We start from the raw sequence: 21,876 nt of genomic DNA, 5'->3' as shown, positions 1-21,876 counted from the left end.
GTCGTAGGAAGTCAACACTTATATTAAAAAAAATCATTTTTTATCGTAATTTTATCTGAAACTACATTCTTTTTTCACACAATTATCCGATAATATAATTATCAAAATAACATAGAAGGGAGTGTGATTTACAAATGAAAAACAACATAATCAAGAACCTGAGTAAAAGCATTGTATTAATACTCCTGTTTGCTATGATAAGTCCTAACATCACCGTTCAGGCTAAACAAGCAGAAAAAAACGACAACGCTTCAAAGGTGATAGTAATAGATCCAAGTGGGCAGGAAAAGGCCAACAATAGAAAAGAGCCTATCGGCCCTGGGGCATTTAAAACGGTTCCTGAGGTTTCAGAGGAAACAGACTATGCTTCCAACCTGCAGATAGCCCAAAAGGTAGGGGTAATCCTTGCAGACCGAGGCTATACAGTTATACTTACAAGAGATAAAAACAATGTAGATATTAGCAACAGCGAAAGGGCAATGATTGCCAATACTTCTGATGCGGATATTATGGTTGTGATTTCAGGAAGGGAAAAGGACGGATTAAATGTTGTATGTCAGTCAGAAGATAATCCATACAACTACGGAAATTATAAAAACGGACGCCTTCTCTCCGATGCAATCCTTGGTTCTGTAACACAGAATGCAAAAATCGAAAAAAGCAAGGTTGTAGAATCTGATGATGAAGCTGTAATAAACTGGTGTGGAATTCCTACAACAAAGATTGAAATAGCCGATGAGGATGCAGATGATGACAACGATACTGTATTAGCAAAAGGCATCGCTGATGGAATCGAAAGTTATTTCTCACAAAAATAAATCACAAAAATAAAATTAACCCATAGGATTTTGAGTACATATCATTCATCATAATCCTATGGGTATTTTTTATTTACAGTACATCATTTCGCTTGATGTAGGCTGGGGTTACGGAGTCAGATACAATCTTCTTCACATTCTTCACCTTCACCCACTTATCAATTACCGCATTTTCGATATAGGTTCCATCGGAGATGTCTGCATAAGAAAGAATAATCGAATTCTTTACTATCGCTCCCTTTCCTATATGAACGTGGCGGCCGATGATTGAATTTTCAACTATACCTTCTATTGAAGCGGCATTACATACCATGGAATTTGTAACCTTTCCACCTGGATGATAATGTGTAGGGCAGGCATCTGTAGTCTTTGTGTAGAATGGCCAGTCCTGCTTAAAGAAATCCATTGCAGTACCATAATCCAAAAGCTCCATATTTGCTCTATAGAAATCATCCAGACTGGTAATTGCTGCAAAAAATCCCTTATGCTGATAGCCACGAATGTCCAAAGTATCGCAGGATAATGATACGATATCTGCAAATGAATAGGCACTGGATTCTCTCTTAGCCTTCTTAATCAAAGCAATGAATAAATCCTTTTTCATAACATAGGTATCCATGCTTATATTTTTTTCTTTGGCTGTGCCCATATTTCTTGCAAGGCTTTCAACACCCTTTTGCTTGTTTAGCTCCACCACATTGCAGCCTCTATAATATTCCTTGGCCTGATCAACCTTGTGATAAAGAAGTGTAATGTCATTTCCTGCAGCCACGTGATCATCCAAAAGCTGCTGATAATTTTGCTTGTAGACCATATAGCTTGGTGCTACTATCACATAATCCTGAGGCATACGTTCAATCTGCTCCAGGTTTTCCATATACGCTGTAATGTCAGTATTATAAATGGAATTTGCTCCATTTTGTTGTGTGAAAAGCAGTTGCAGATTGCCACGTTTTGAATTGATATTGTAATGACGACCTGAACCAATATGCTCTACAAGTGAGCGTGGTCTACTATTCAAATATACGTGTATACGATTTATACCACTGTTACTCATATTAGAAAGTGGAAAATCGATAACGCGAAATCTACCAATAAATGTGAAGGCGCCTATAGGACGATAATCGTGAAGGCCTTCAACTCTAATATAATTAGGTGCCGAATTGATTACACCAAATGCTTTATTTGCCATAGCTTAATCCTCCCCCTTTACATTTTTTGCAACAAGAAGGATTTCTTCACTCTTCTTTTCTCCTACCTTGGCATTCTTTCCGATACGAACATTTTCCGCCACAAGAGCTCGTGTAACAACTGCCCCCTCTTCAACAATTGCACCTGGCATCAAAACAGAATCGATAACCTTTGCTCCCGGAGCAATTTTGCAATTGGTAAATATAACAGAACGTTGTACCGTTCCACCTACTGCTGCACCCTGATTAATATATGCGCCATCAATCTTTGCAGTGCTTGCAATATACTGTGGTGTTATTCCTGTATCCTCTGTGTAAATCTTCCATGATGTGTCATCAAGATCCAGCTCATTATCACTGTCCAAAAGATCCATATTAGCTTCCCAAAGGGAATCTATGGTTCCTACATCCTTCCAATAGCCAGAGAACTCATAAGCGCAAAGCTTCTTGCCACCATCAAGCATAGTAGGAATTATATCCTTACCAAAATCGTGGTCAGAATCTGGATTTTTCATATCATCTACAAGAAGCTTTCTAAGTGTCTTCCATGTAAATATATAAATTCCCATTGATGCCAAATTGCTCTTTGGCTTTGCAGGTTTTTCTTCAAACTCAATAATACGGCCATTTCCATCAGTATTCATAATACCGAATCTGCTTGCCTCCTTCATAGGCACACCACGAACAGCAATTGTCGCATCGGCTCCCTGCTCCTTATGATAGGTCAGCATTTTGTCGTAATTCATTTTGTAAATGTGATCACCAGAAAGAATCAAAATATACTCTGGGTCATAGGCATCTACAAAATCGATGTTTTGGGAAATAGCATCAGCTGTTCCTCTATAAACATCCAGTCCTGAATCTGCCTTCTCACGAGGTGTTAATACGAATACGCCACTGTCCTTTGTATCAAGTCCCCATCTACCTCCAGCAGCAACATAGCTGTTCAAAAGAACAGACTCGTACTGTGTAAGAACACCTACAATATCTACGCCTGAATTGGCGCAATTACTAAGTGGAAAATCAATGATGCGGTATTTTCCGCCGTAAGAAACTGCAGGCTTAGCCACTTTATTGGTCAAGTCATGTAGACGACTGCCACGGCCACCTGCCAAAATCATAGCAAGCATACTGGTCTGAGCCATATATTATTCCTCCCTCATCAGAATATAACATTACTTTCTCTTACTTATTATTCTAATAGTTTTGCACAAAAGTATCAACGAAAATTATATATTTGTTGTGTATATTTACCACCAGTGCTGAATTAATCTAGTAACCCTATCTTTTTTAACGCTCGAAAAACACCTTCTTCATCATTGCTTGAAGTCATGTTAAAATCCGCTTTCATATCTTCTGGTGCATTTTCCATAAGAAATGGTATTCCAACAGTTTTTAACATCTCAGCATCGTTATAATGGTCTCCAAAGGCAACTGCATCCTTTTTATCAATTTCTAATCGATTACAGAATAACTCTACTGCCATGCCTTTATTTACGCCCCTCTCCATCACCTCAAGAAGAATATCTGATGATTTAACAATGGAAAGTGATGGATACTTTTTCTTCAGCACTGCTTCGATTTCATCAATCTCCTCCGGGTTGCACATACAAAGGAACTTACCAATTTCCATACCATTTGGAATATCATCCACGGTGCCTTTTGTAGACTGAACCTCAACGATATTTTCCTCATTGATGACTCTTTCATCAGATTTGTCATTTACAATCCAATCATTCATGGTATACACATTCCAAGTGCAATCCCAGCCCTCTTCCGTGATAACCTTTATCAGGCTTGAAACAGTAGATTTGCTGATACCTTTCGAAAAAATAATTTTCCCATCCTCACCCAAAATCAGTGCGCCACTGTAGCAAATGATAGGAGCCACAAAATTATATCTTCGAAAAATAGGATAAACTCCAGATGGTCCTCTTGCCGTCACTATGACAAAAGGAATGCCATGACGCTTCAAATGCTTAATAGCATTTTCAGTGTTTTCCGACATCCTGTGTTTGCTGTTTAAAAGTGTTCCATCAATATCACTAAATACTATTTTGTAATTCATGCCATCTCCATTTTCTGCCGTAAAAGATAAAGGGCAGGACTATAGAAATCCTGCCCATAAATGATAACCTAAAATATATTATTTCAAAAGCTCTAATCTTGAAGGGTCGTTAGCAAATACTTCCTTTGCGTTGTCTTTTGTAACAACTACAGGTGGTAATTCGTATACACGAACATTCTTAACACCGTTGTCTACTTCTACATCTGTTGCAGGCATACCATTGCCAGCCTTAAGAGAATCGATGATTTCGATTGTCTTAGCTACAAGATCCTGAGTTGGCTTTGCAACTGTAGAATACTGACGACCTGACCATACCCACTCAACTGACTCGTTCTCAGCATCAAGACCAGATACTACAGGAATATCCTGGCCAGCGTTCTCGCAAGATGTGATGATTGCACGAGCGATACCATCGTTAGGTGAAAGAACACCATCGATTTCCTTGTCTGAGTAGTTACCTGCAAGAAGTGAATCCATTCTTGACTGTGCCTTAGCATTGTCCCAATCAACAGTTGCACACTGTGTGAAATCTGTCTGACCAGAAACAACTACAAGTGTTCCGTCATCAATCTTTGGCTGTAATACTGACATAGCACCTGTGAAGAAGTTTGGAGCGTTAGGATCAGCAGGGCCACCACCGAAAAGTTCGATGTTGTATGGAGGCTCACCCTTCTTCTCCTCAAGACCCTGTAAAAGAGCCTGAGCCTGAAGCTCACCAGTCTTAACAGAACCAAATTGTACTACACCATCAACACCTGATGTGTTTTCAAGAAGACGATCATAGCCGATTACGTATACGCCAGCTTCCTTAGCCTGCTCAAGTACTGCACCAAGCTGTGAACCATCAACAGGTCCTACAACGATAACCTTTGCGCCGTTTTCAATCATAGACTCAATCTGCTGCTGCTGCTGAGTAACCTTCTGATCTGCCGCCTGAACGATTGGCTTATAGCCTGCCTCCTCAAGCTGAGCTGTAAACATTTCCTCAGCCTCTTTCCAGTTCTGAGTACCAAGCCATGGAAGAGAAACACCGATTGTTGCTCCATCATCAAAGCCTGGGAAAGACTCCTCTGCTGTAGCCTCTGTTGTTTCAGCTGTTTCTGTAGTCTCGGTTGCTGTATCTGATGCAGCCCCCTCTCTACTTCCCCCACATCCGGTGAATGTAGCAAGCGCCATTGTTGCTACCATTGCCATAGATAAAAGTGTTCTCCTTTTCATAAAATACATCCTCCTAATTTTTTTATTTTGAAAGAATTCTACCTATGATAGAACTCTTCCCAGTCTTTTTGTTATATACATCAAATGCTACTGCTGCAAGAAGTACGAAGCCCTTAATAACCTGTGTCTTATCGGCACCAACACCCATAAGCATAAGTCCGTTGTTAAGTACTGCCATTACCATACCACCAACGATAGTAGCAAGAATTGTACCTACACCACCTGATACTGCTGCACCACCGATGAATACAGAAGCGATAGCATCCATCTCCCATGAAGTACCATCTGCAGGGCCTGCTGCTGTTGAACGTCCTACGAAAAGGATACCTGCAACTGCTGCAAGGAATGACATGTTCATCATTGTAAGGAAATATGTTCTCTTTACATTTACACCAGATAAAGCTGCTGCAGCCTTGTTACCTCCAACCGCATATACGTGTCGACCAAACTTTGTACGCTGTGTAATGATGTGGTAAATAATTGTTAATAGTAAAAGGATAAGTCCTGGTACAGGGAATGATGTTCCTACTCTTCCTGAACCAAAAAGGTATGTAAAATATCCGATAAGTACTGTCATAAGAACGATTCTTGTGACTACTGCCCAAAGTGGGGTTGCACCTACGGCACTATTCTTTGAGCTATTGTATTTACGAATCTGTGCTACTGCATAGCATACAATGCCAATAATTCCAAGAAGGAGTGTAGAATTGTTCATTCCTGTAAATGTAGGTCCCCATTCTGGTAAGTAACCAGCGCCGAACCATTTAAGCTCTTCTGGAGCTGGAACTGAGATTGAACGTGAAATCCAAATAACTCCGCCGCGGAAAATCATCATGCCACCAAGTGTTGTGATGAAGCCTGGTATTCCAAGCTGTGACAGGAAGAAACCATGCCAAGCACCAGCTAAAATACCAATAGCAAGAGCAATAAGAACCGCTACCCACCAAGGTACATTATAGTTTTTTGCCACCAGTGCCATTACCATTCCGGCGAAGCCCGCCACAGAACCAACTGACAAATCAATTTGACCAATTACGATTACCATAAGCATTCCAAGTGCAAGCACAAGGACGTATGCGTTACCAGATAAAAGATTCTGGAAGTTTGATGATGTAAGCATTCTTCCATCTGATATTACATTAAAAATAAGTATCAATAAGCCTAACGCAACTACCATTGTGTATTGGCGAAGATCTCCGCCTAATACCTGTTTTATATATTTCATAAATCTATCCTTCCTTTCAAAATATCAAACTATCGTGTCTTTTGTACGTAGTTATGTGTTTGATGTGATTGTCATTTTCTTCATCAAGCTTTCCTGATTTGCTTCATAGCTCATCATCTCACCTGTGATTGCTCCCTCGAAAAGTGTGTAAATTCTATCTGCCATTCCAAGTAGCTCTGGAAGCTCTGAAGATACTAGAATTACCGCTTTTCCCTGATCAGCCAGCTGATGAATAAGCTTGTAGATTTCGTATTTTGCTCCTACGTCAATTCCTCGTGTAGGCTCATCCAAAATCAGAATATCAGGCTCGGTAAACATCCATTTTGAAAGGACTACCTTCTGCTGATTTCCACCTGAAAGAGTGGTTACTCCAACATCAATACTTGAAGTCTTTATCTTAAGTGATTGTCTATATTCCTCCGCTGCTGACTGCTCCATATCCAGGCTTAAAAGACCACTTCTTGTAATCTTGTCTAAGTCAGCTGAAACAACAGTTTTTCGGATGGAATCCAGCAGATTAAGACCTAGATTTTTTCTATCCTCAGGAACATATGCAATTCCGTTTTTTATTGCCTGCTCAACAGAGGTAAGCTTCACCTTACGTCCCTTTATTTTTACATCTCCGCTTTTATAAATCCCATAATTTCTTCCAAAAATAGAACGCATTAGCTCGGTTCTGCCTGCACCCATAAGGCCTGCAAATCCAACGATTTCACCAGCTCTTACGTTAAAGCTTGCATTCTTGCAAACCATTCTGCCAGCCACCTCAGGGTCCTCGATACACCAGTTATCTACTTCAAAAATAACATCACCAATCTTTGGTGTGTGTTCTGGATATCTATTTTCGATTGAACGACCAACCATGGATTTTATGATTTGATCCTCGTCAACCTTGCCGGCTTCCACATCATAGCTTTCCACTGTGTGTCCGTCACGAATAACTGTTACCGCATCAGATACCTCTGCTATTTCGTTTAATTTGTGGGAAATCATAATACATGTGATTCCCTTATCTCTTAGCCCCTTCATCAACTCTAATAGATTTGCTGAATCTGCTTCATTCAATGCTGATGTTGGCTCATCCAAAATCAAAAGCTTTACGTTTTTTGATAAGGCCTTTGCAATTTCTACCAACTGCTGTTGCCCTACACCAAGGTGCTTGATTAATGTATCCGGGTTAATTGTAAGTCCAACTTTTTTGAGGATTTCACTTGTTCTAGATCTCTCCTCTGCCCAGTCAATCAATCCCTTATGAGTAATTTCATTTCCCATAAAAATGTTCTCAGTAATTGAGAGCTCAGGAATCATTGTCAATTCCTGATGAATGATTGCAATGCCTGCATTTTCGGATTCTTTGATGTTTTTGAATTTCATTTCCTGGCCCATATATATGATTTGCCCATCGTAGGTACCATATGGGTAAACACCTGACAGAACCTTCATCAGCGTGGATTTTCCTGCTCCGTTTTCTCCGCATATCGCGTGAATGGAGCCTGTGTGAACATTGAGATTTACATCATCCAACGCTCGTACACCTGGAAATTCTTTTGTAATCCCCTGCATCTGAAGGATATAAGAATTGCCTTCCATAGTTAATACTTCCTCCCTTTTATTACCTAAAACAAGCTCTATTTTCTAACTAGATACTCGCTTGGTTTCCTAAGCATTTTGTCAGTTGCTATTGCAGCTGCACCGTAAAGTGTAGGGTCGATTGTAAGCTCTGATATTTTTATCTGCACCCTACTGCTGATTTCTGGTAAAATCCTCTCCTTCACAATCCTGTTTATTGTTGGAAGTAGAAGACTTCCCCCCTGTGAAATGCTGTCACCAATGACAATAATTTCTGGATCATAACTATTAATTAAAGTTACACATCCGTAGCCTATGTACTCAGCTATTTCATCTACCAATTTGAGAGCTTTTTCATTACCCTCCTTTGCAGCAATAAAAACTTTATTGCATGCTTCCCATCTATTTGTGATTTCCTCCTGAAAAATTTCAGGAAGAAGCTTTTTGGCTTTCTTCAGCATGGCTGTGGCTGAACAATACAGCTCCAAACAGCCTCTGTTACCACACTCACAGGCTGGTCCCTTTACATCTATACTGACGTGTCCTATCTCACTTGCTATGCCTAAATTTCCAAGCAACAATCTGTCGTGATCAACTATCCCTGAACCAACCCCCTCTCCCACAAGGAAGTAGGTAAGTGAATTTAATGGTCTTCCATGATTTCCAAACCACCATTCAGCAAGTGCACCCGCATTAGCATCCTGCTCGATAAAAAATGGCTTATCAAATTCGTTTTGGAACTCATCGATAAAATTTACATCATGCCAGCTTGGCATCCTTGTAACCATGGCTATTCGACCTTCTTTTCTTAAATAAGGCCCAGGTACTGCCATTCCAATTGCAACAATGTTTTTGTATTTATTAAGCAGTTCATGAATTTGTTTTTTCATTTCAGCTAAAACATCTTCTGCAAATTCATCTAAACCAAATTCTGTTTCCTGCTTCGTGTAATTTTTTCCACAAATATCAAAAACCCCTATTGAAAAAACGTGCCTTGAAAACTTTACCCCAATAACCAGATTCTCTTCTGCATTTAGTCTAAGCCCAATGGACCGACGATTGCCATTGCCCCTGACAAATCCCACTTCAGAAACAATTCCCATTTCAATGAGAACTGCAACAATTTTTGTGACGGATGCTTGCGTAAGACCGGTCATTTTTGCTATATCTGCCCTCGAACAACCATCAGTCTGTTGGAGTATTCTAACAATAGCTGAACGATTCATTTCCACTAAATCGTTTGTATTGTTCCCCGCTACCTCTTTTATTTTGTCCATACCTTCTCTCCAGAAATTGTATTTCAAGAGTTAATTACTTAACGTTGTTAACACATTAATTCATGAGTGGGCTTCGGTCAATATAATTGACAAAATTATTTGATTTTTGTGAATCTTAGTGATTTTCCTTCGAATATTTTGTAAAAAGCAGACAATTATCAATATTTTGCGACATTATATGAGTATTTTCATGTAACCTAATCATCATTTGGGGAGTTTAAAGGTTTTAGTAAATGATTATTTGAGCATTTCGGGGGAGGATAATCACCAAAATGCTCAATTAGTATATTTTTGCTATTGCTATAACAAAAATATGCTATTGACTTTTTCACTCAGATACTTTAGAAAAAAAGATTCTGTGGCCAATTATTTCTGGTCACAGAACCTTTTTATTTTAGAATTCTATTTTAATTTACACTTTAAAAATTAGAATAAGCTCTTTACTGTAGGGTAAAGCTTCTTGAACTCCTGATATCTCTCTTCGTATTTACGAATTAATTCTGGATCAGGCTCAACTGTAGTCTTAACCTTTACAAGCTTTTCGCAAGCCTCTTCTACTGATGCATACTCTCCGCATCCTACTGCTGCAAGAATAGCACCACCAAGTCCTGGTCCTTCCTCATTTTCAAGGATATCAAGCTTAAGGTTCATAACTGAAGCGATAATCTGCTGCCATAATGGGCTCTTTGCACCACCGCCGCAAATCTTAGAACGCTCAATCTTAATTCCCTGGCTTCTAGCAACTTCAAGTGAATCACGAAGACCGAAAGCAACACCTTCAAGAACAGCCTGTGTCATATCCTCACGAGTTGTGTCCATAGACATACCAATGAACATAGCACGTGCATCTGGATTGTTGTGTGGGCTACGCTCTCCCATAAGGTATGGAAGGTAGAATACACGGTTCTCACCAAGATTCTTGATGCCTGCCTGCTCTGCTGGGTAATCCTTAGTCTTAAGGATTTCATCCATCCACCACTTGTTGCAAGATGCAGCTGAAAGCATACATCCCATAAGGTGATAGCCACCATCAGCGTGGTCAAATGAGTGAAGTGCGTTTGCAGGGTCTACTGTAAAGTTCTTGCTAGAGATGAAGATTGTACCAGATGTACCGATTGAAAGGTTGCACTTGCCCTCTCCTACTGTACCAGTACCAACAGCTGCTGCAGCATTGTCGCCAGCACCTGCGATAATCTTAACATCATTTGTAAAGCCGAGCTCTGAAGCTACTTCTGGCTTGATTGTTCCTACTACTTCGTAGCTTTCATAAAGCTTTGGAAGCTGAGCCGCTGAAACGTGGCAGATGTCCATCATTTCCTTGCTCCAGCAACGGTTCTTAACATCTAAAAGAAGCATACCGCTGGCATCTGAATAATCTGTACAGAAGCTTCCAGAAAGTTTGTAAGCAATGTAATCCTTAGGAAGCATAATCTTTGCAACCTTTGCCCAAAGTTCTGGCTCGTTCTCCTGCATCCAAAGAATCTTTGGAGCTGTGAAACCAGCGAATGCGATGTTTGCTGTGTACTGAGAAAGCTTATCCTTTCCAATTACGTTGTTAAGATATTCAGTCTCTTTCCCTGTACGTCCGTCATTCCAAAGGATAGCTGGACGGATAACATTATCATCAGCATCAAGTGTTACAAGACCGTGCATCTGTCCACCGAATGAAATACCGGCAACCTGTGCCTTATCAACCTCTGAAGTAAGCTCCTTAATACCAGCTACTACCTGAGTCCACCAGTCCTCTGGCTTCTGCTCAGACCAACCTGGATGTGGGAAGCTTAGCGCGTATTCTTTTGAAACGATTTTCTTGATATCGCCGTTGCCTTCCATAAGAAGAAGCTTTACGGCTGATGTACCAAGATCTACACCAATATAATACATAATATTTTCTCCTTTATAAAAAAGCCTTCCCCCTAAGGGGGAAGGGAGACCGCGCTAGCGGTGGATGAGGGGCGCCTATAGTTACAACACCTCATCAGTCACCTGCGGTGACAGCTTCCCCTCAAGGGGAAGCCATAAATTATCTCCAAGGATTCTCTGTAGGGTAACGTACGCCTGCAGGCTGGTTGTATCCGATTTCATCAACCTCTACTCCAATGTACTTGAATACCTCAAAGAGAGCCTTTCCAAAGTGTCCGAATGCAACAGCTCCGTGATGTGGGAATCCCTTCTCGATTAACCAGTGACGATAGAAGCGTCCCATTTCAGGAATAGCGAATACACCGATTGAACCGAATGACTTAGTTGCAACTGGAAGAACCTCGCCCTGTGCAATATAAGCACGAAGGATGTTGTCAGCTGTAGACTGAAGTCTGTAGAATGTGATTTCACCTGGAGCGATATCGCCTTCAAGTGTTCCGTTTGTAACTTCTACTGGAAGTGAACGAGCCATAATCTTCTGGTTTCTCATCTCGCAGAATGCAAGCTTCTTAGAGCATGTATTTCCGCAGTGGAATCCCATGAATGTATCCTCAAGTGTGTAGTTTGTCTTACCCTTGATTTCCTCGTTGTACATATCCTTTGGTACTGAGTTGTTGATATCAAGAAGTGTAACAACATCCTCTGATACAACTGTACCGATGAACTCTGAAAGACATCCGTAGATATCAACCTCGCAAGATACAGGGATTCCTTCACCTGTAAGACGAGAGTTTACATAGCAAGGAACAAAACCAAACTGTGTCTGGAATGCAGGCCAGCACTTGCCAGCGATTGCTACGTATTTACGATATCCCTTGTGATCTCTTACCCAATCCTTAAGTGTAAGCTCGTACTGAGCAAGCTTAGCAAGAACCTCTGGCTTCTTGTTACCAGCGCCAAGCTCCTTCTCCATGTCTGCAACAACCTCTGGAATACGGCTATCACCTTCATGCTTGTTGAATGCTTCGAAAAGATCAAGTTCTGAGTTCTCCTCGATTTCAACACCAAGGTTGTAAAGCTGCTTGATTGGTGCGTTGCAAGCAAGGAAGTTAAGTGGACGTGGTCCAAAGCTGATAATCTTAAGGTCTGAAAGTGCGATTACGGCACGAGCAATTGGCTCGAAATCGTGAATCATATCTGCACAATCCTCAGCATCTCCTACTGGATACTCTGGTATGTAAGCCTTGATGTTACGAAGCTGTAAGTTGTAGCTTGCGTTAAGCATACCGCAGTAAGCATCTCCTCTGCCATCTAATAAGCTGTTGCCTGACTCCTCAGCTGCTGCACAGAACATCTTAGGTCCATCAAAGTGCTTAGCAAGAAGTGTCTCAGAGATTTCTGGACCAAAGTTTCCAAGGTATACGCAAAGTGCGTTACATCCAGCTTTCTTGATATCCTCAAGAGCCTGTACCATGTGGATTTCGCTCTCTACGATACATACTGGGCACTCATAGATGTGCTCTGAACCGTACTTCTTTGTATAAGCCTCGATAAGTGCCTTTCTTCTATTTACTGATAAGCTTTCTGGAAAGCAGTCACGAGAAACTGCTACTACACCAATTTTTACATTTGGCATGTTTGTCATTTTAATTACCCTCCTTAAAATACCGGCTCCTTTTACAAAAAATAAAGCCTCATAAACGTTTTATTTGATAATGTCATAATATCAAACAAAATATTTATGAGACTTTTAAATCTTTACTATGTGATGTCAATTTTTTGTCTTTATTATTTATCCACCCCGATTGCCCCTTAGTGCACTCAACGCCTTTGTTGACTGTGAATAATAATAAGTTTTCCATTGAGTATTTCAATCTTTCACTTATAATATCTTTAAAAGGAGGATTTCATATGAAGGAAATCATTTTAGGAAGTACTGGCATAAAGGTTCCTCAGAACGGATTTGGCGCTCTTCCAATTCAGCGCGTATCTGTTGATGAGGCGGTTAAGATTCTTAGAAAAGCATACGACGGTGGTATGCGATTTTTTGATACTGCAAGAGCATATTCTGACAGTGAAATAAAGCTTGGAGAGGCCTTCGGCACAGGCTATGTTAAGCGTGAAGATATTATCATCGCCACAAAGACTGCTGCAAAAACACCAGAGGATTTTTGGAAGGATTTAGACACCTCTCTTACCAATCTAAAAACTGATTACATCGACATATATCAGTTCCACATGATGCCTGAATGCTTTAAGCCTGGAGATGGCACTGGATTGTACGAGTGCATGCTTGAAGCCAAAGCCCAGGGCAAGATTCGTCACATTGCAGGCACTGCTCATAAGCTGGGTGTTGCAAGAGACATTATCGAATCAGGTCTTTACGAGACCTTACAATATCCTATGAGCTACATTGCAACTGACAAGGAAATAGAGCTTATCAAGCTTTGTAACGAACACAACATGGGATTTATCGGCATGAAGGGCTTAGCCGGAGGACTTATTACTAATTCAAAGGCTGCTATGGCTTTCGTCTCTCAGTTTGATGGAGTTGTTCCTATCTGGGGAATTCAGCGCGAATCTGAATTAGATGAGTGGTTAGAATTCATGGATAGCACTCCAGAAATGGATGATGAAATAAAGGCATTCATCGATAAAGAACGCTCAGAGCTTATGGGCGAATTCTGTCGAGGCTGCGGATATTGCATGCCATGTACAGTTGGTATACAAATCAACCAGTGTAACCGCATGTCTCTAATGCTTCGCCGCGCCCCTAGTGCTTCATGGTTAAGCGACTACTGGCAGGCCGAAATGGAAAAAATCAACGACTGCGTTGACTGTGGCAAGTGCATGACTCACTGCCCATACGAGCTCCAAATCCCAACCCTTCTTAGAAAGAACCTTGAGGATTATCACGAGGTATTGGCAGGAAATAGAACTGTACAATAAAAACCAGGCTTACTGGCGGTAATCCGCCAGTCTGTCTGATACTCCGTTTAGGAATTCTGCCATTTCAAAAGGAACCTTAGGGATGTCCTGAGATTCGTAGACGCTTCTGCCTTTTGCTGCCTTTGCTTTGTCCTTGTAGGCAGCATGCTCAGAAGGAACATACAAGAAATTAATATCCATGCCCTGCTTTAAATACTGAATGCTGGCGTTGATGAAAATCTGAAGCATGTAATCATCCAGCTTGTGGATTTTCTTGAATGCGCCAGAATAGTATTTGGCAGGAAGATTGTTGTCCTGATAGATATGAAGCTGCTTTAAGCCTAATCTGTTTGCGATATAGATGGCAAACAATGCAGCCAACTCTTCTCCAGCTACGTTGCTGGCTCTAAACAGCCAGTCAAAATCTGTGCCACGTTCCAAGGCGTAGCGATACATAGATAATTGATTTTTGCTAGCGTCATAAAAAACAACTCCAAAAAGAATACGGGTGCTTTCAAAATTAGCGCCCACCTTATCTCCGCCTCCATCAACGAAGACGATATTTTCACTTGTATTTATATCTGAAAAATCATATCCATAACGCGACTTAAGAGTCTGTACATCCTCGTTACTGTTTATTAATTCCACATCAACTGGGTTTGCGAAGGCTGTCTTGAAGGCCTTTGATACAAGAGTCACCTTATCAAGGCACTGCTCCTTGATAGTGTCGTCCATAATATTGAACTTGCCCCCATCTTCAACAGTAACCTTCTGAAGATTCTCATAGGCTACCTTGGATGAAACTATATCATTTTTAACAGCTGTGGATTTAGCGGCGCCACTAGCAGAAGTGGTGGCGCCTTCCATAAAAGCCTTAGCTTCTTCCATAGAAGTAAAGCCCTTGTAGATAGCCCCTTTAAAGCCATCTACCTGAGCCTTTGCCTCGTCCCATGTGTTATATATTCCAGGCTTTCTGCCTGCCTTTATTGCATAAACCTTTTTGGCCATTAACTCTCTTTGCTCCTTCTGTATTCGCTAGGTAAAACCCCATACTTATCCCTGAAGGCATTGGAAAAAGCCTTGGAATTTGGGAATCCATTTCCAAGCGCAATATCCACAATCTGGTTACTCGTTTCCTCTAATTCTCTTACAGCATGCTCCAGTCTGATGCCCAGCAAGTAATCCTTAAAATTAATTCCTGCATGCTTCTGGAACATTCTTGAAAGATATGATGGGGAATAATTAAACTGAGCCGCCATGGATTCAAGTGTAAGGCTGTCAGCGTAATGGTCCTTCATATATCTTGTAATATTTGAAAGCTTTTTTAGCTGCTTACTGTTCTTGAGGATTTCCTCGTTTACGTTAAACTTACGATATTTAGTTACAAGGATGTAAAGCATTTCGTAATAAAGGGAAAGAACCTGAAGCTTATTAGCCTCCTCCCCATTTGTATAAATGAGGTACATTTCCTGTAACAAAGTAAATACTCTATGGTCTGTTTCCCTATCTCCATGGGAAAACCAGATGAACTGATCATCTGTAAAATAATCTGCAAATGTTTCGTGAGGTATCTGTAAAACTACAGTCCTATTTGGTTCTGGTGCCAAAATACTGTGCACCTCGTTGCTGTTAACAATAACAAACTCACCATTTGTAAGAGGAAATCTTTTGTCATGCAAAGTGAATTCCAGCTTTCCTTCCCAAACAGCAAAAATCTCGATAGAGCGATGCCAATGCTTATCTCTAATATAGCCGCCATCCTGCCCTTCAAAGGCAAATAGCTTAAATGGCAGCCCCTCATCAGTCACTATAACTTCATGCTGATAATCTTTTAAATCCATTCTTAAATCTCCCTAAAAAACCTACAATCTCCGTCAGCTTCAAAGCCAACCTGTGTGAACCCCAGCTTTGCCAAAAGTCCCTTGCTGGCTTCGTTATCAGGATCACATCTTGCAATAAGACTGCTCAGGCCATATTCCTCCTTTGCTAGTTCCACTATCTTTGAACAAACCTCAAATGCAAGCCCCTGCCTCCATCTGTCTGGACTGATAGCAAATCCTAGCTCCGCCTGATTTTCTTTATCGCAGGTGTCACGAACTTCGATTCCTGCTCTACCTATTAATTTACCTGTGAATCTGTCGAAAATCAACCACATTCCGAAACCATATAGCTTATAAATGTATTCTATATAGTTTTTTTCATAGGTTCGTTCCTCTTCATATTCAAAAAGAGGCTCCATATAATCAGTCATGTGAGGCATGGCATATAATTCAAACAAATCATCCAAATCATTCTCGCAGTATTCTCTTATAAGGCATCGATTCGTATATGCGATAGTCCAAGGTATGCCAGCACACCTTCTGTAGATTCTCTCCATATCCTCATCTTCTATTTCATCTACATCTATCAACAGCTGGCTGCAATTAAGGCCTGTTCCATCCACAGTATCAATGCCTGCCACAGGGAGATTTCGTAAATTGCACTCATCAACAACAGCCTGACTTTCAGTAAGCACCAAAGTGCCCTCTGCATAGTCAGGCTGTAAATCCTTTACATTATTTATAATTATAGTTTTACGTAGATAATTGTCAGTTGTCACAAATTACTCCTAGGTCACGTCGATTCGGCAAGACATAGTATAAACCTTGCCATTTGATTTTTTCATGCGCACAGTAACATTAGCTGTACCTGATGCTACTGCTGTTATTACTCCGCTGGAATCTACAGTAAAAACATTTGCATCGGAAGATTTGTAAGTAACATTATACTGCTTGTCAGTGCTATTTAAATATTCCATATCCAAAGCCACCTGAGCTGTTGCCCCTGGCTTTAATGAATATGAAGCATCATCTGGCAAAGTAATGTTTCCTATGTTTGTTCCATTGTTAGCAAAGCTTTTTGTTGTAGACTTTTTGGTAGTTGTAGCTGCTGCTGTTTTTGTTGTTTTTTCAGTATTTGAAGCAGTTGTTGAACTACTCTTTGACGCTGATATCTTAGCAGAACTAGAGTTTTCATTTTTTGAAGCTGTTGAATTCTTATCACTACTAGAATCTTCTGTATCCTGCTCAGGCTCTCCCAGCTTTACGTACATTGCTGGTCGGATTGAATCTCCACCATAATAATAGTTTCTTTCAATCAGTTTAGTTGTCTCATTAACAAACAGTCCCTGACCAGGATCATCATAAGCATTAGTTCTAAGAGGCCAATAAGCATGCTCATATTTTATAGTATCCTTATAGGTTGTATATTCATCTGTGGACAAGAAGAAAAGATAATCTGCGCTTGTAGTCTGCGAATCATAAATATCCATAAACATAGGATTCTTCTTACCGTTTGCGATGTAATATGCATCTAAGGTATTGTCGTGATAAAAGTTCTGCAAGCTACTCTTTGCTGCTTCTGCTGTAAGTGTAGTTTTTACAATCTTTGCTCTTTCGTTTTCATTAAAACAATTCTTATAGAAGGTTTGATTAAGCCAGCCTCTCCAATAGTTTTCTGACCATCTAACGTAAGCAGGTGGTTTTCCTGCTATTTTGTATACATTCTCAATTGCCTTTCTATAATCTACGATAGACTTTGAGCTTAGCCCCTTTTTGGATATAACAAGAGCTGTCTTAGTAGTGTCATCATAAGATAACAATGTCCAGCTTAAAATTGAGCCATCAAGATGTCCAAAAGCTATATCATCACCAACTGCATAAGTTGAGCCTGATGATTTCTTTTTTGCTGCTTCTGCCTCAAGTGTTGGCACAGCTGCACTAATCACTGTAACAGCAACTAGCGCCAAAGCTAAAAGCTTTTTTATCCCACCAAAATTTTTCTTCATAGCTTAACTCCTCTTAACTAATGTCACACTCCCCTTTATATTTTTATACTAATATTCGGCATTTTCAAAGTCAAACTTATCAAGAAAAATTAACAAAATTATCACCTTTAATTGTAAAAATCAAATTCAGTTGATATACTATTTTTTTGTAAGTTATATCGATTTTTAAGGAGACACAATGACTAAGCAACAAATGTTCAAAATGTTACACGATGAGGAACCAGTGCTTAGAGCAGAAATCACTGCACTTTACTCCGTATTAGACCACAAGCTTGGTTTACACGGTGCTGAGGTTCCTATCACCTTTGGAATGGATGAAAAGGCATTAGGCTCTTATCTTCCACCATCTTATGATGATGAAGAACAGTTCCAGTTCTCATTATTCTTTATCGGCTTTTGCTTAAATGAGCAATTATCAAAAACAGACCGCATTAATCTCTACAAGCACGAATACGCACACTACATGACACGACACATCAGCATACCTAATGAATATACCTGGCAGCCAGGTGTTCACGGTAGCGCTTGGAAATATTGCTGCAGTTTAATTGGCGCCATCCCTTCAGACTATTATGTAGAAGGCCAGAGCCTCAAGAAGGTTGACTATGATTCAGTATTAAAGCGTCCTAGCGTTAATCACGCACAGGTACAGATGCTTGATACATACCGTACTCAGCGTGCTTATAAGAACATGGAAAACGCAAAGGTTAAATACGAAATCGGAGATACAGTATCTCATCCAAAGTTTGGCGAAGGCACTGTAAAAGAAATAGAAAAACAGCCATCATCTGTAAGACTTCACATCGCATTTGGCGATGAAATCAAAGTCATTGACCAGAAGTGGCTGGTAAAGACTGGATACAAGAAAGTATCTGAAAGATAATAAACTAAAGCCATCTAGTTACGGTAACAAGCCAAATTATTTCTTCGCTCAGCATAGAAAGCTTCGCTTAAGAAATATTTGAGCTTGTTACCTACTAGATGGCTTTTATAATGGCCTTTTATAGTTGCTTTAAAACCTGGGTCAAGGTTTGTTCCAGGTCCAGACCACCCTCGTCTACAATCACATCGGCATATTTCTCGTAGAGAGGAATTCTTTCATTATATAAATCCTTAAGTGTCTGGCCGTCCTTTAAAACTACGCCACGTCCCTTAAGATTCCCCAATCGGCTATCAAGAGTTTCATAATCAAGCTTAAGATAAACCACTGTTCCAATTTCCTTCAAATGCTCCATAGCATCACTTCCGTAAATGACGCTTCCTCCAGTAGCAATTACCGTCTTTTCGGCTATTATTGAGGCATTAACGTCGTTTTCAATCTTAAGGAAGCCTTCTACTCCATCTTCGGCTATTATCTCCTTTAAAAGACGATTTTCACGTTCCTGAATAAGCAAATCAGCATCAACAAACTGAAATCCTAATTCCTTTGCAAGTACAACTCCCAGTGTGCTTTTTCCAACCCCTGGCATTCCAATCAAAACAATGTTTTCTTTCATAATATTCTCCTCATGCCTAATAAATTGGAAATATTATGCCATAACAGACTGCAAAAAGAAAGGCCTAGCTTGAGCCAGGCCAAATAATTTTAATTATTCTGCTTTCCAAAGACCATGCAGGTTGCAATATGCATATACGCCAACCACTGAATCGCCATCAGTAAGCAAGAACTCTGCACATGGCTTATCCCCAGGATTAAGCACCTTGCGCTGAGCCCCCTGTGCAGTCTCAATAGCAATCCACTCAATGTAATGCTCTGGTGCCATTGGATGCTCTACAGAACCAACTGTAACTGTAACTTTGTTGCCTTCAACTTTGAATACAGGTACATGCTTCTCTACCGCTCCATCAGATGTTCCAGGAACTAATTCCTTCATCTTCTGTCCACAGCATGTCATAGGAGCCCCCGATTCCTTAATCATGCTAACAAAGTTGCCACATACGCTACATACATAAAATTTCATCCCCGACCTCCTTTTACTTTTACGCCAGTAATGGTAAAAATACCTATAAATACCTTATACCATATTTCTGAGCAGAAAACATCACATTTCACTGTTTATTGACATATTCCTTCAAAAACATTTCAACAGTGATTGCTGCTATGGTGGATATTATAATTGAAGTAGTTATAACTCCTATTGATTGCACTGCATAATCTATGGTTAATACTGAGCCCATCAACTCTCTGTAAGAGATGCATAGAAATACATTAGCTAAACTAACGAAAGCCATTATTAAAGATACCGTCCTGGTATTTTTTATCTTAAGCCACTCATACTCAAATAATCCTATATTAAGTAATGCAATAATTCCAAACACCCTAGAGAGTGTCGGACCTAGATTTTCTGGTTTAACAAAAGTAACTATATGCTCCCAATAAATAAAGCCTGTATACATAACAACTATGCTAACTATGGATATTAGCAATATAATTATATTTAAAATAAAAAATTGTTTATATCTTAAATAGCTACAAATGATTCTGCCCTTCACAATCCTTAATGCCACTCCCACGAAACAGATTATCAAGAGTGCCATATCCAGCTTAAAATCCCAGTTATACCCCCTTCTCGAAAGAAATGAAAAATAAAATCTCATTATCAATATAAGCATGATAACAATATTAGCTATTAATTCTTGTTTTCTTATGATAGAATCCTTTGCCTGTATTATTACTATTCTTAAAAGTGCTGTAAGACTTTTATCTTTATCAATATCAGGCTCACCACTGACAAGCTCTTCAATACTGATATCAAGACAATTAGATAAATCTTCAAGAATACCAACATCTGGAAAACTGTCCCCATTTTCCCAACGTGATATTGCTTTATTTGATACCCCTAAAATATCCCCTAATTCTGTTTGCGTATATCCCTTTTGCAGACGTGCAGATTTTATAAGTAATCCTGTCTTTTCCTTATTCATGGATATCCCCTCCTAAGATAAGGATGCAATATTAAGGACATTTATGCAATCTATTTTAGCGAGATGATACAAAATAGCCTTAAAATTTAAGGCGATTTAAACAATATAGATATAAAACAAAAAGCACCCCGCAGGGTGCTAAACTGTCGCAGTTGTTCAGGCTGCTTTCCTAGAAAGGTTTTATCCTTTGCTATGAATTCGTTACAGATATAATAGCACATCTTAGTTTTTTGTCAAATAATGCAGCTCCACTCTCTTCTGTGGTGCCTGACTTGCCGGTTGCATAAGATTCTAGTAGTCTCAATTGAACGGTTTGAGCTTGCAAGCTACACTGTCACTTCCAAGAGCTTCTGCTGCATCTTTAGTCTAGATCAACTAGCGGTCACTTTCGTGATGGTCGTGCCAGATTTCATAAAGCAAGCGAATAATATTCACTGCTAGCTGAGCGACCTGAATTAACGAATTCATAACATAGTTCCTTCCTAAACTCACGCAACCAGGCAAAGCCCATTATATATAGTCAAACATAATAACACAAGATATTTTTCCACTTAGAAGACTCTTCATCTAGTTACTGATTGTAGCCATTTGAATATATAAAGAAAAAGCCTTCAGACATAAGTCTGAAGGCTCAGACTGTAGACAAAGAGGATGCTGCAAAACACCGTTTTGCAGCATCCTTTTCTTTTTTCTAAGATTAATTTTTGGTTTTTAGTTCAAAAGACCTATTTCTAGGCCATTTTCAATTCCCATTCTTGCTGTATTTTTGCAAGCTTCTTTAAATTCATACATGCAAAAGTAAGCGCAACCTTCATTCTCATGCGCGCCTTGCCATACATCTGTGTATATCTGAAACCATGATTCTCTTTAGCTGTTCCAAATATTCTTTCTATGGTTTCTTTTCTATGGGAATATAATTCTTTCATTCCCTCAGTGTGTCTTATGTCTTCACATGCTTCCATGTATTCT

Annotated in this window: 20 protein-coding genes; 3 read left to right on the top strand and 17 right to left on the bottom strand. The window is 39.8% G+C overall.

Annotated elements, in window-relative coordinates; genetic code table 11:
* The first annotated feature begins 134 nt into the window (after positions 1–134).
* Positions 135–818 carry an N-acetylmuramoyl-L-alanine amidase family protein gene (locus tag G611_RS0103620; RefSeq protein WP_028242467.1) on the top strand — a complete coding sequence of 228 codons (684 nt, stop codon included), beginning with the start codon at positions 135–137 and terminating at the stop codon, positions 816–818.
* 73 nt (positions 819–891) lie between these two features.
* Here G611_RS0103620 and glgD read toward each other — a convergent pair whose 3' ends face one another.
* From glgD to G611_RS0103575, 9 genes are all read right to left on the bottom strand, one after another.
* A complete protein-coding gene (gene glgD / locus G611_RS0103615) occupies positions 892–2,010 on the bottom strand; it encodes a glucose-1-phosphate adenylyltransferase subunit GlgD (protein WP_028242466.1) in 1,119 nt (372 codons plus the stop codon).
* A 3-nt stretch (positions 2,011–2,013) separates the two neighbouring features.
* The gene (locus tag G611_RS0103610; RefSeq protein ID WP_028242465.1) at positions 2,014–3,153 is read right to left on the bottom strand and encodes a glucose-1-phosphate adenylyltransferase; all 1,140 of its coding nucleotides are present in this window, start codon (positions 3,151–3,153) and stop codon (positions 2,014–2,016) included.
* A gap of 122 nt (positions 3,154–3,275) precedes the next feature.
* Complete coding sequence (locus G611_RS0103605; protein ID WP_028242464.1) at positions 3,276–4,076, bottom strand: Cof-type HAD-IIB family hydrolase; 801 nt, start codon at positions 4,074–4,076, stop codon at positions 3,276–3,278.
* Positions 4,077–4,154: 78 nt separating this feature from the next.
* Complete coding sequence (locus G611_RS0103600) at positions 4,155–5,294, bottom strand: sugar-binding protein (protein ID WP_028242463.1); 1,140 nt, start codon at positions 5,292–5,294, stop codon at positions 4,155–4,157.
* A gap of 22 nt (positions 5,295–5,316) precedes the next feature.
* Positions 5,317–6,519 (bottom strand): sugar ABC transporter permease, encoded by a 1,203-nt coding sequence (locus G611_RS13755; RefSeq protein WP_036948042.1) that lies wholly within the window; start codon positions 6,517–6,519, stop codon positions 5,317–5,319.
* Positions 6,520–6,570: 51 nt separating this feature from the next.
* Positions 6,571–8,109: a multiple monosaccharide ABC transporter ATP-binding protein gene (mmsA, locus tag G611_RS0103590; protein ID WP_028242462.1), complete on the bottom strand. Its 1,539-nt coding sequence runs from the start codon at positions 8,107–8,109 to the stop codon at positions 6,571–6,573.
* A 38-nt stretch (positions 8,110–8,147) separates the two neighbouring features.
* Positions 8,148–9,365, bottom strand: a complete 1,218-nt coding sequence (locus tag G611_RS0103585; protein WP_051195042.1) for an ROK family transcriptional regulator — start codon at positions 9,363–9,365, stop codon at positions 8,148–8,150.
* A gap of 426 nt (positions 9,366–9,791) precedes the next feature.
* Positions 9,792–11,249, bottom strand: coding sequence for a xylulokinase (xylB, locus tag G611_RS0103580; protein WP_028242460.1), 1,458 nt, complete (start codon positions 11,247–11,249; stop codon positions 9,792–9,794).
* 139 nt (positions 11,250–11,388) lie between these two features.
* Complete coding sequence (locus G611_RS0103575) at positions 11,389–12,873, bottom strand: L-fucose/L-arabinose isomerase family protein (protein ID WP_028242459.1); 1,485 nt, start codon at positions 12,871–12,873, stop codon at positions 11,389–11,391.
* Positions 12,874–13,139: 266 nt separating this feature from the next.
* Here G611_RS0103575 and G611_RS0103570 point away from each other — a divergent pair, with 266 nt between their 5' ends.
* A complete protein-coding gene (locus G611_RS0103570) occupies positions 13,140–14,177 on the top strand; it encodes an aldo/keto reductase (RefSeq protein ID WP_028242458.1) in 1,038 nt (345 codons plus the stop codon).
* A gap of 9 nt (positions 14,178–14,186) precedes the next feature.
* Here the strand turns inward: G611_RS0103570 and G611_RS0103565 are convergent, their stop codons facing one another.
* From G611_RS0103565 to G611_RS15825, 4 genes are read right to left on the bottom strand one after another with little or no spacing between them, the layout of a single operon-like run.
* Complete coding sequence (locus tag G611_RS0103565; RefSeq protein ID WP_028242457.1) at positions 14,187–15,164, bottom strand: RNase H1/viroplasmin domain-containing protein; 978 nt, start codon at positions 15,162–15,164, stop codon at positions 14,187–14,189.
* Entirely contained in the window at positions 15,164–15,997 is an 834-nt protein-coding gene (locus tag G611_RS0103560) for an AraC family transcriptional regulator (RefSeq protein WP_028242456.1), read from the bottom strand. The genes G611_RS0103565 and G611_RS0103560 overlap by 1 nt, the downstream gene beginning before the upstream one ends.
* A 2-nt stretch (positions 15,998–15,999) precedes the next feature.
* Entirely contained in the window at positions 16,000–16,755 is a 756-nt protein-coding gene (locus G611_RS13750) for a GNAT family N-acetyltransferase (protein WP_051195041.1), read from the bottom strand.
* Positions 16,756–16,764: 9 nt separating this feature from the next.
* Positions 16,765–17,982, bottom strand: a complete 1,218-nt coding sequence (locus tag G611_RS15825; RefSeq protein WP_028242455.1) for a DUF6273 domain-containing protein — start codon at positions 17,980–17,982, stop codon at positions 16,765–16,767.
* 178 nt (positions 17,983–18,160) lie between these two features.
* Here G611_RS15825 and G611_RS0103545 point away from each other — a divergent pair, with 178 nt between their 5' ends.
* On the top strand, positions 18,161–18,865 hold the full coding sequence (locus tag G611_RS0103545; RefSeq protein ID WP_028242454.1) for a hypothetical protein: 705 nt from the start codon (positions 18,161–18,163) through the stop codon (positions 18,863–18,865).
* 118 nt (positions 18,866–18,983) lie between these two features.
* Here G611_RS0103545 and G611_RS0103540 read toward each other — a convergent pair whose 3' ends face one another.
* The 4 genes from G611_RS0103540 to G611_RS13740 all read right to left on the bottom strand — a co-directional run.
* Positions 18,984–19,478 carry a shikimate kinase gene (locus tag G611_RS0103540; protein WP_196801532.1) on the bottom strand — a complete coding sequence of 165 codons (495 nt, stop codon included), beginning with the start codon at positions 19,476–19,478 and terminating at the stop codon, positions 18,984–18,986.
* Between the two features lie 93 nt (positions 19,479–19,571).
* Entirely contained in the window at positions 19,572–19,943 is a 372-nt protein-coding gene (locus G611_RS0103535; RefSeq protein ID WP_028242452.1) for a desulfoferrodoxin family protein, read from the bottom strand.
* Between the two features lie 88 nt (positions 19,944–20,031).
* Positions 20,032–20,907, bottom strand: a complete 876-nt coding sequence (locus G611_RS15135; protein ID WP_051195040.1) for a helix-turn-helix domain-containing protein — start codon at positions 20,905–20,907, stop codon at positions 20,032–20,034.
* Between the two features lie 731 nt (positions 20,908–21,638).
* Positions 21,639–21,876: transposase (locus G611_RS13740; protein WP_036948037.1), on the bottom strand; the 238-nt coding region annotated here is incomplete at its 5' end.

Origin of the sequence: Pseudobutyrivibrio ruminis AD2017 (genome assembly GCF_000424305.1) — a bacterium.
GTDB lineage: Bacteria > Bacillota > Clostridia > Lachnospirales > Lachnospiraceae > Pseudobutyrivibrio > Pseudobutyrivibrio ruminis_B.
Note: the sequence above shows the minus strand (reverse complement) of the source record. Positions and strands in the feature narration are given on the sequence as shown.

Coding starts and splice junctions, on each gene's coding strand:
- G611_RS0103600 (WP_028242463.1), bottom strand. CDS start 5,294: ATGAAAAGGAGAACACTTTTATCTATGGCAATGGTAGCAACAATGGCG.
- G611_RS0103620 (WP_028242467.1), top strand. CDS start 135: ATGAAAAACAACATAATCAAGAACCTGAGTAAAAGCATTGTATTAATA.
- G611_RS0103545 (WP_028242454.1), top strand. CDS start 18,161: ATGACTAAGCAACAAATGTTCAAAATGTTACACGATGAGGAACCAGTG.
- G611_RS0103535 (WP_028242452.1), bottom strand. CDS start 19,943: ATGAAATTTTATGTATGTAGCGTATGTGGCAACTTTGTTAGCATGATT.
- G611_RS0103570 (WP_028242458.1), top strand. CDS start 13,140: ATGAAGGAAATCATTTTAGGAAGTACTGGCATAAAGGTTCCTCAGAAC.
- glgD (WP_028242466.1), bottom strand. CDS start 2,010: ATGGCAAATAAAGCATTTGGTGTAATCAATTCGGCACCTAATTATATT.
- G611_RS0103605 (WP_028242464.1), bottom strand. CDS start 4,076: ATGAATTACAAAATAGTATTTAGTGATATTGATGGAACACTTTTAAAC.
- G611_RS0103560 (WP_028242456.1), bottom strand. CDS start 15,997: ATGGATTTAAAAGATTATCAGCATGAAGTTATAGTGACTGATGAGGGG.
- G611_RS0103585 (WP_051195042.1), bottom strand. CDS start 9,365: ATGGACAAAATAAAAGAGGTAGCGGGGAACAATACAAACGATTTAGTG.
- G611_RS0103575 (WP_028242459.1), bottom strand. CDS start 12,873: ATGACAAACATGCCAAATGTAAAAATTGGTGTAGTAGCAGTTTCTCGT.
- G611_RS0103540 (WP_196801532.1), bottom strand. CDS start 19,478: ATGAAAGAAAACATTGTTTTGATTGGAATGCCAGGGGTTGGAAAAAGC.
- G611_RS0103610 (WP_028242465.1), bottom strand. CDS start 3,153: ATGGCTCAGACCAGTATGCTTGCTATGATTTTGGCAGGTGGCCGTGGC.
- G611_RS0103565 (WP_028242457.1), bottom strand. CDS start 15,164: ATGGCCAAAAAGGTTTATGCAATAAAGGCAGGCAGAAAGCCTGGAATA.
- G611_RS15825 (WP_028242455.1), bottom strand. CDS start 17,982: ATGAAGAAAAATTTTGGTGGGATAAAAAAGCTTTTAGCTTTGGCGCTA.
- xylB (WP_028242460.1), bottom strand. CDS start 11,249: ATGTATTATATTGGTGTAGATCTTGGTACATCAGCCGTAAAGCTTCTT.
- G611_RS15135 (WP_051195040.1), bottom strand. CDS start 20,907: ATGAATAAGGAAAAGACAGGATTACTTATAAAATCTGCACGTCTGCAA.
- mmsA (WP_028242462.1), bottom strand. CDS start 8,109: ATGGAAGGCAATTCTTATATCCTTCAGATGCAGGGGATTACAAAAGAA.
- G611_RS13755 (WP_036948042.1), bottom strand. CDS start 6,519: ATGAAATATATAAAACAGGTATTAGGCGGAGATCTTCGCCAATACACA.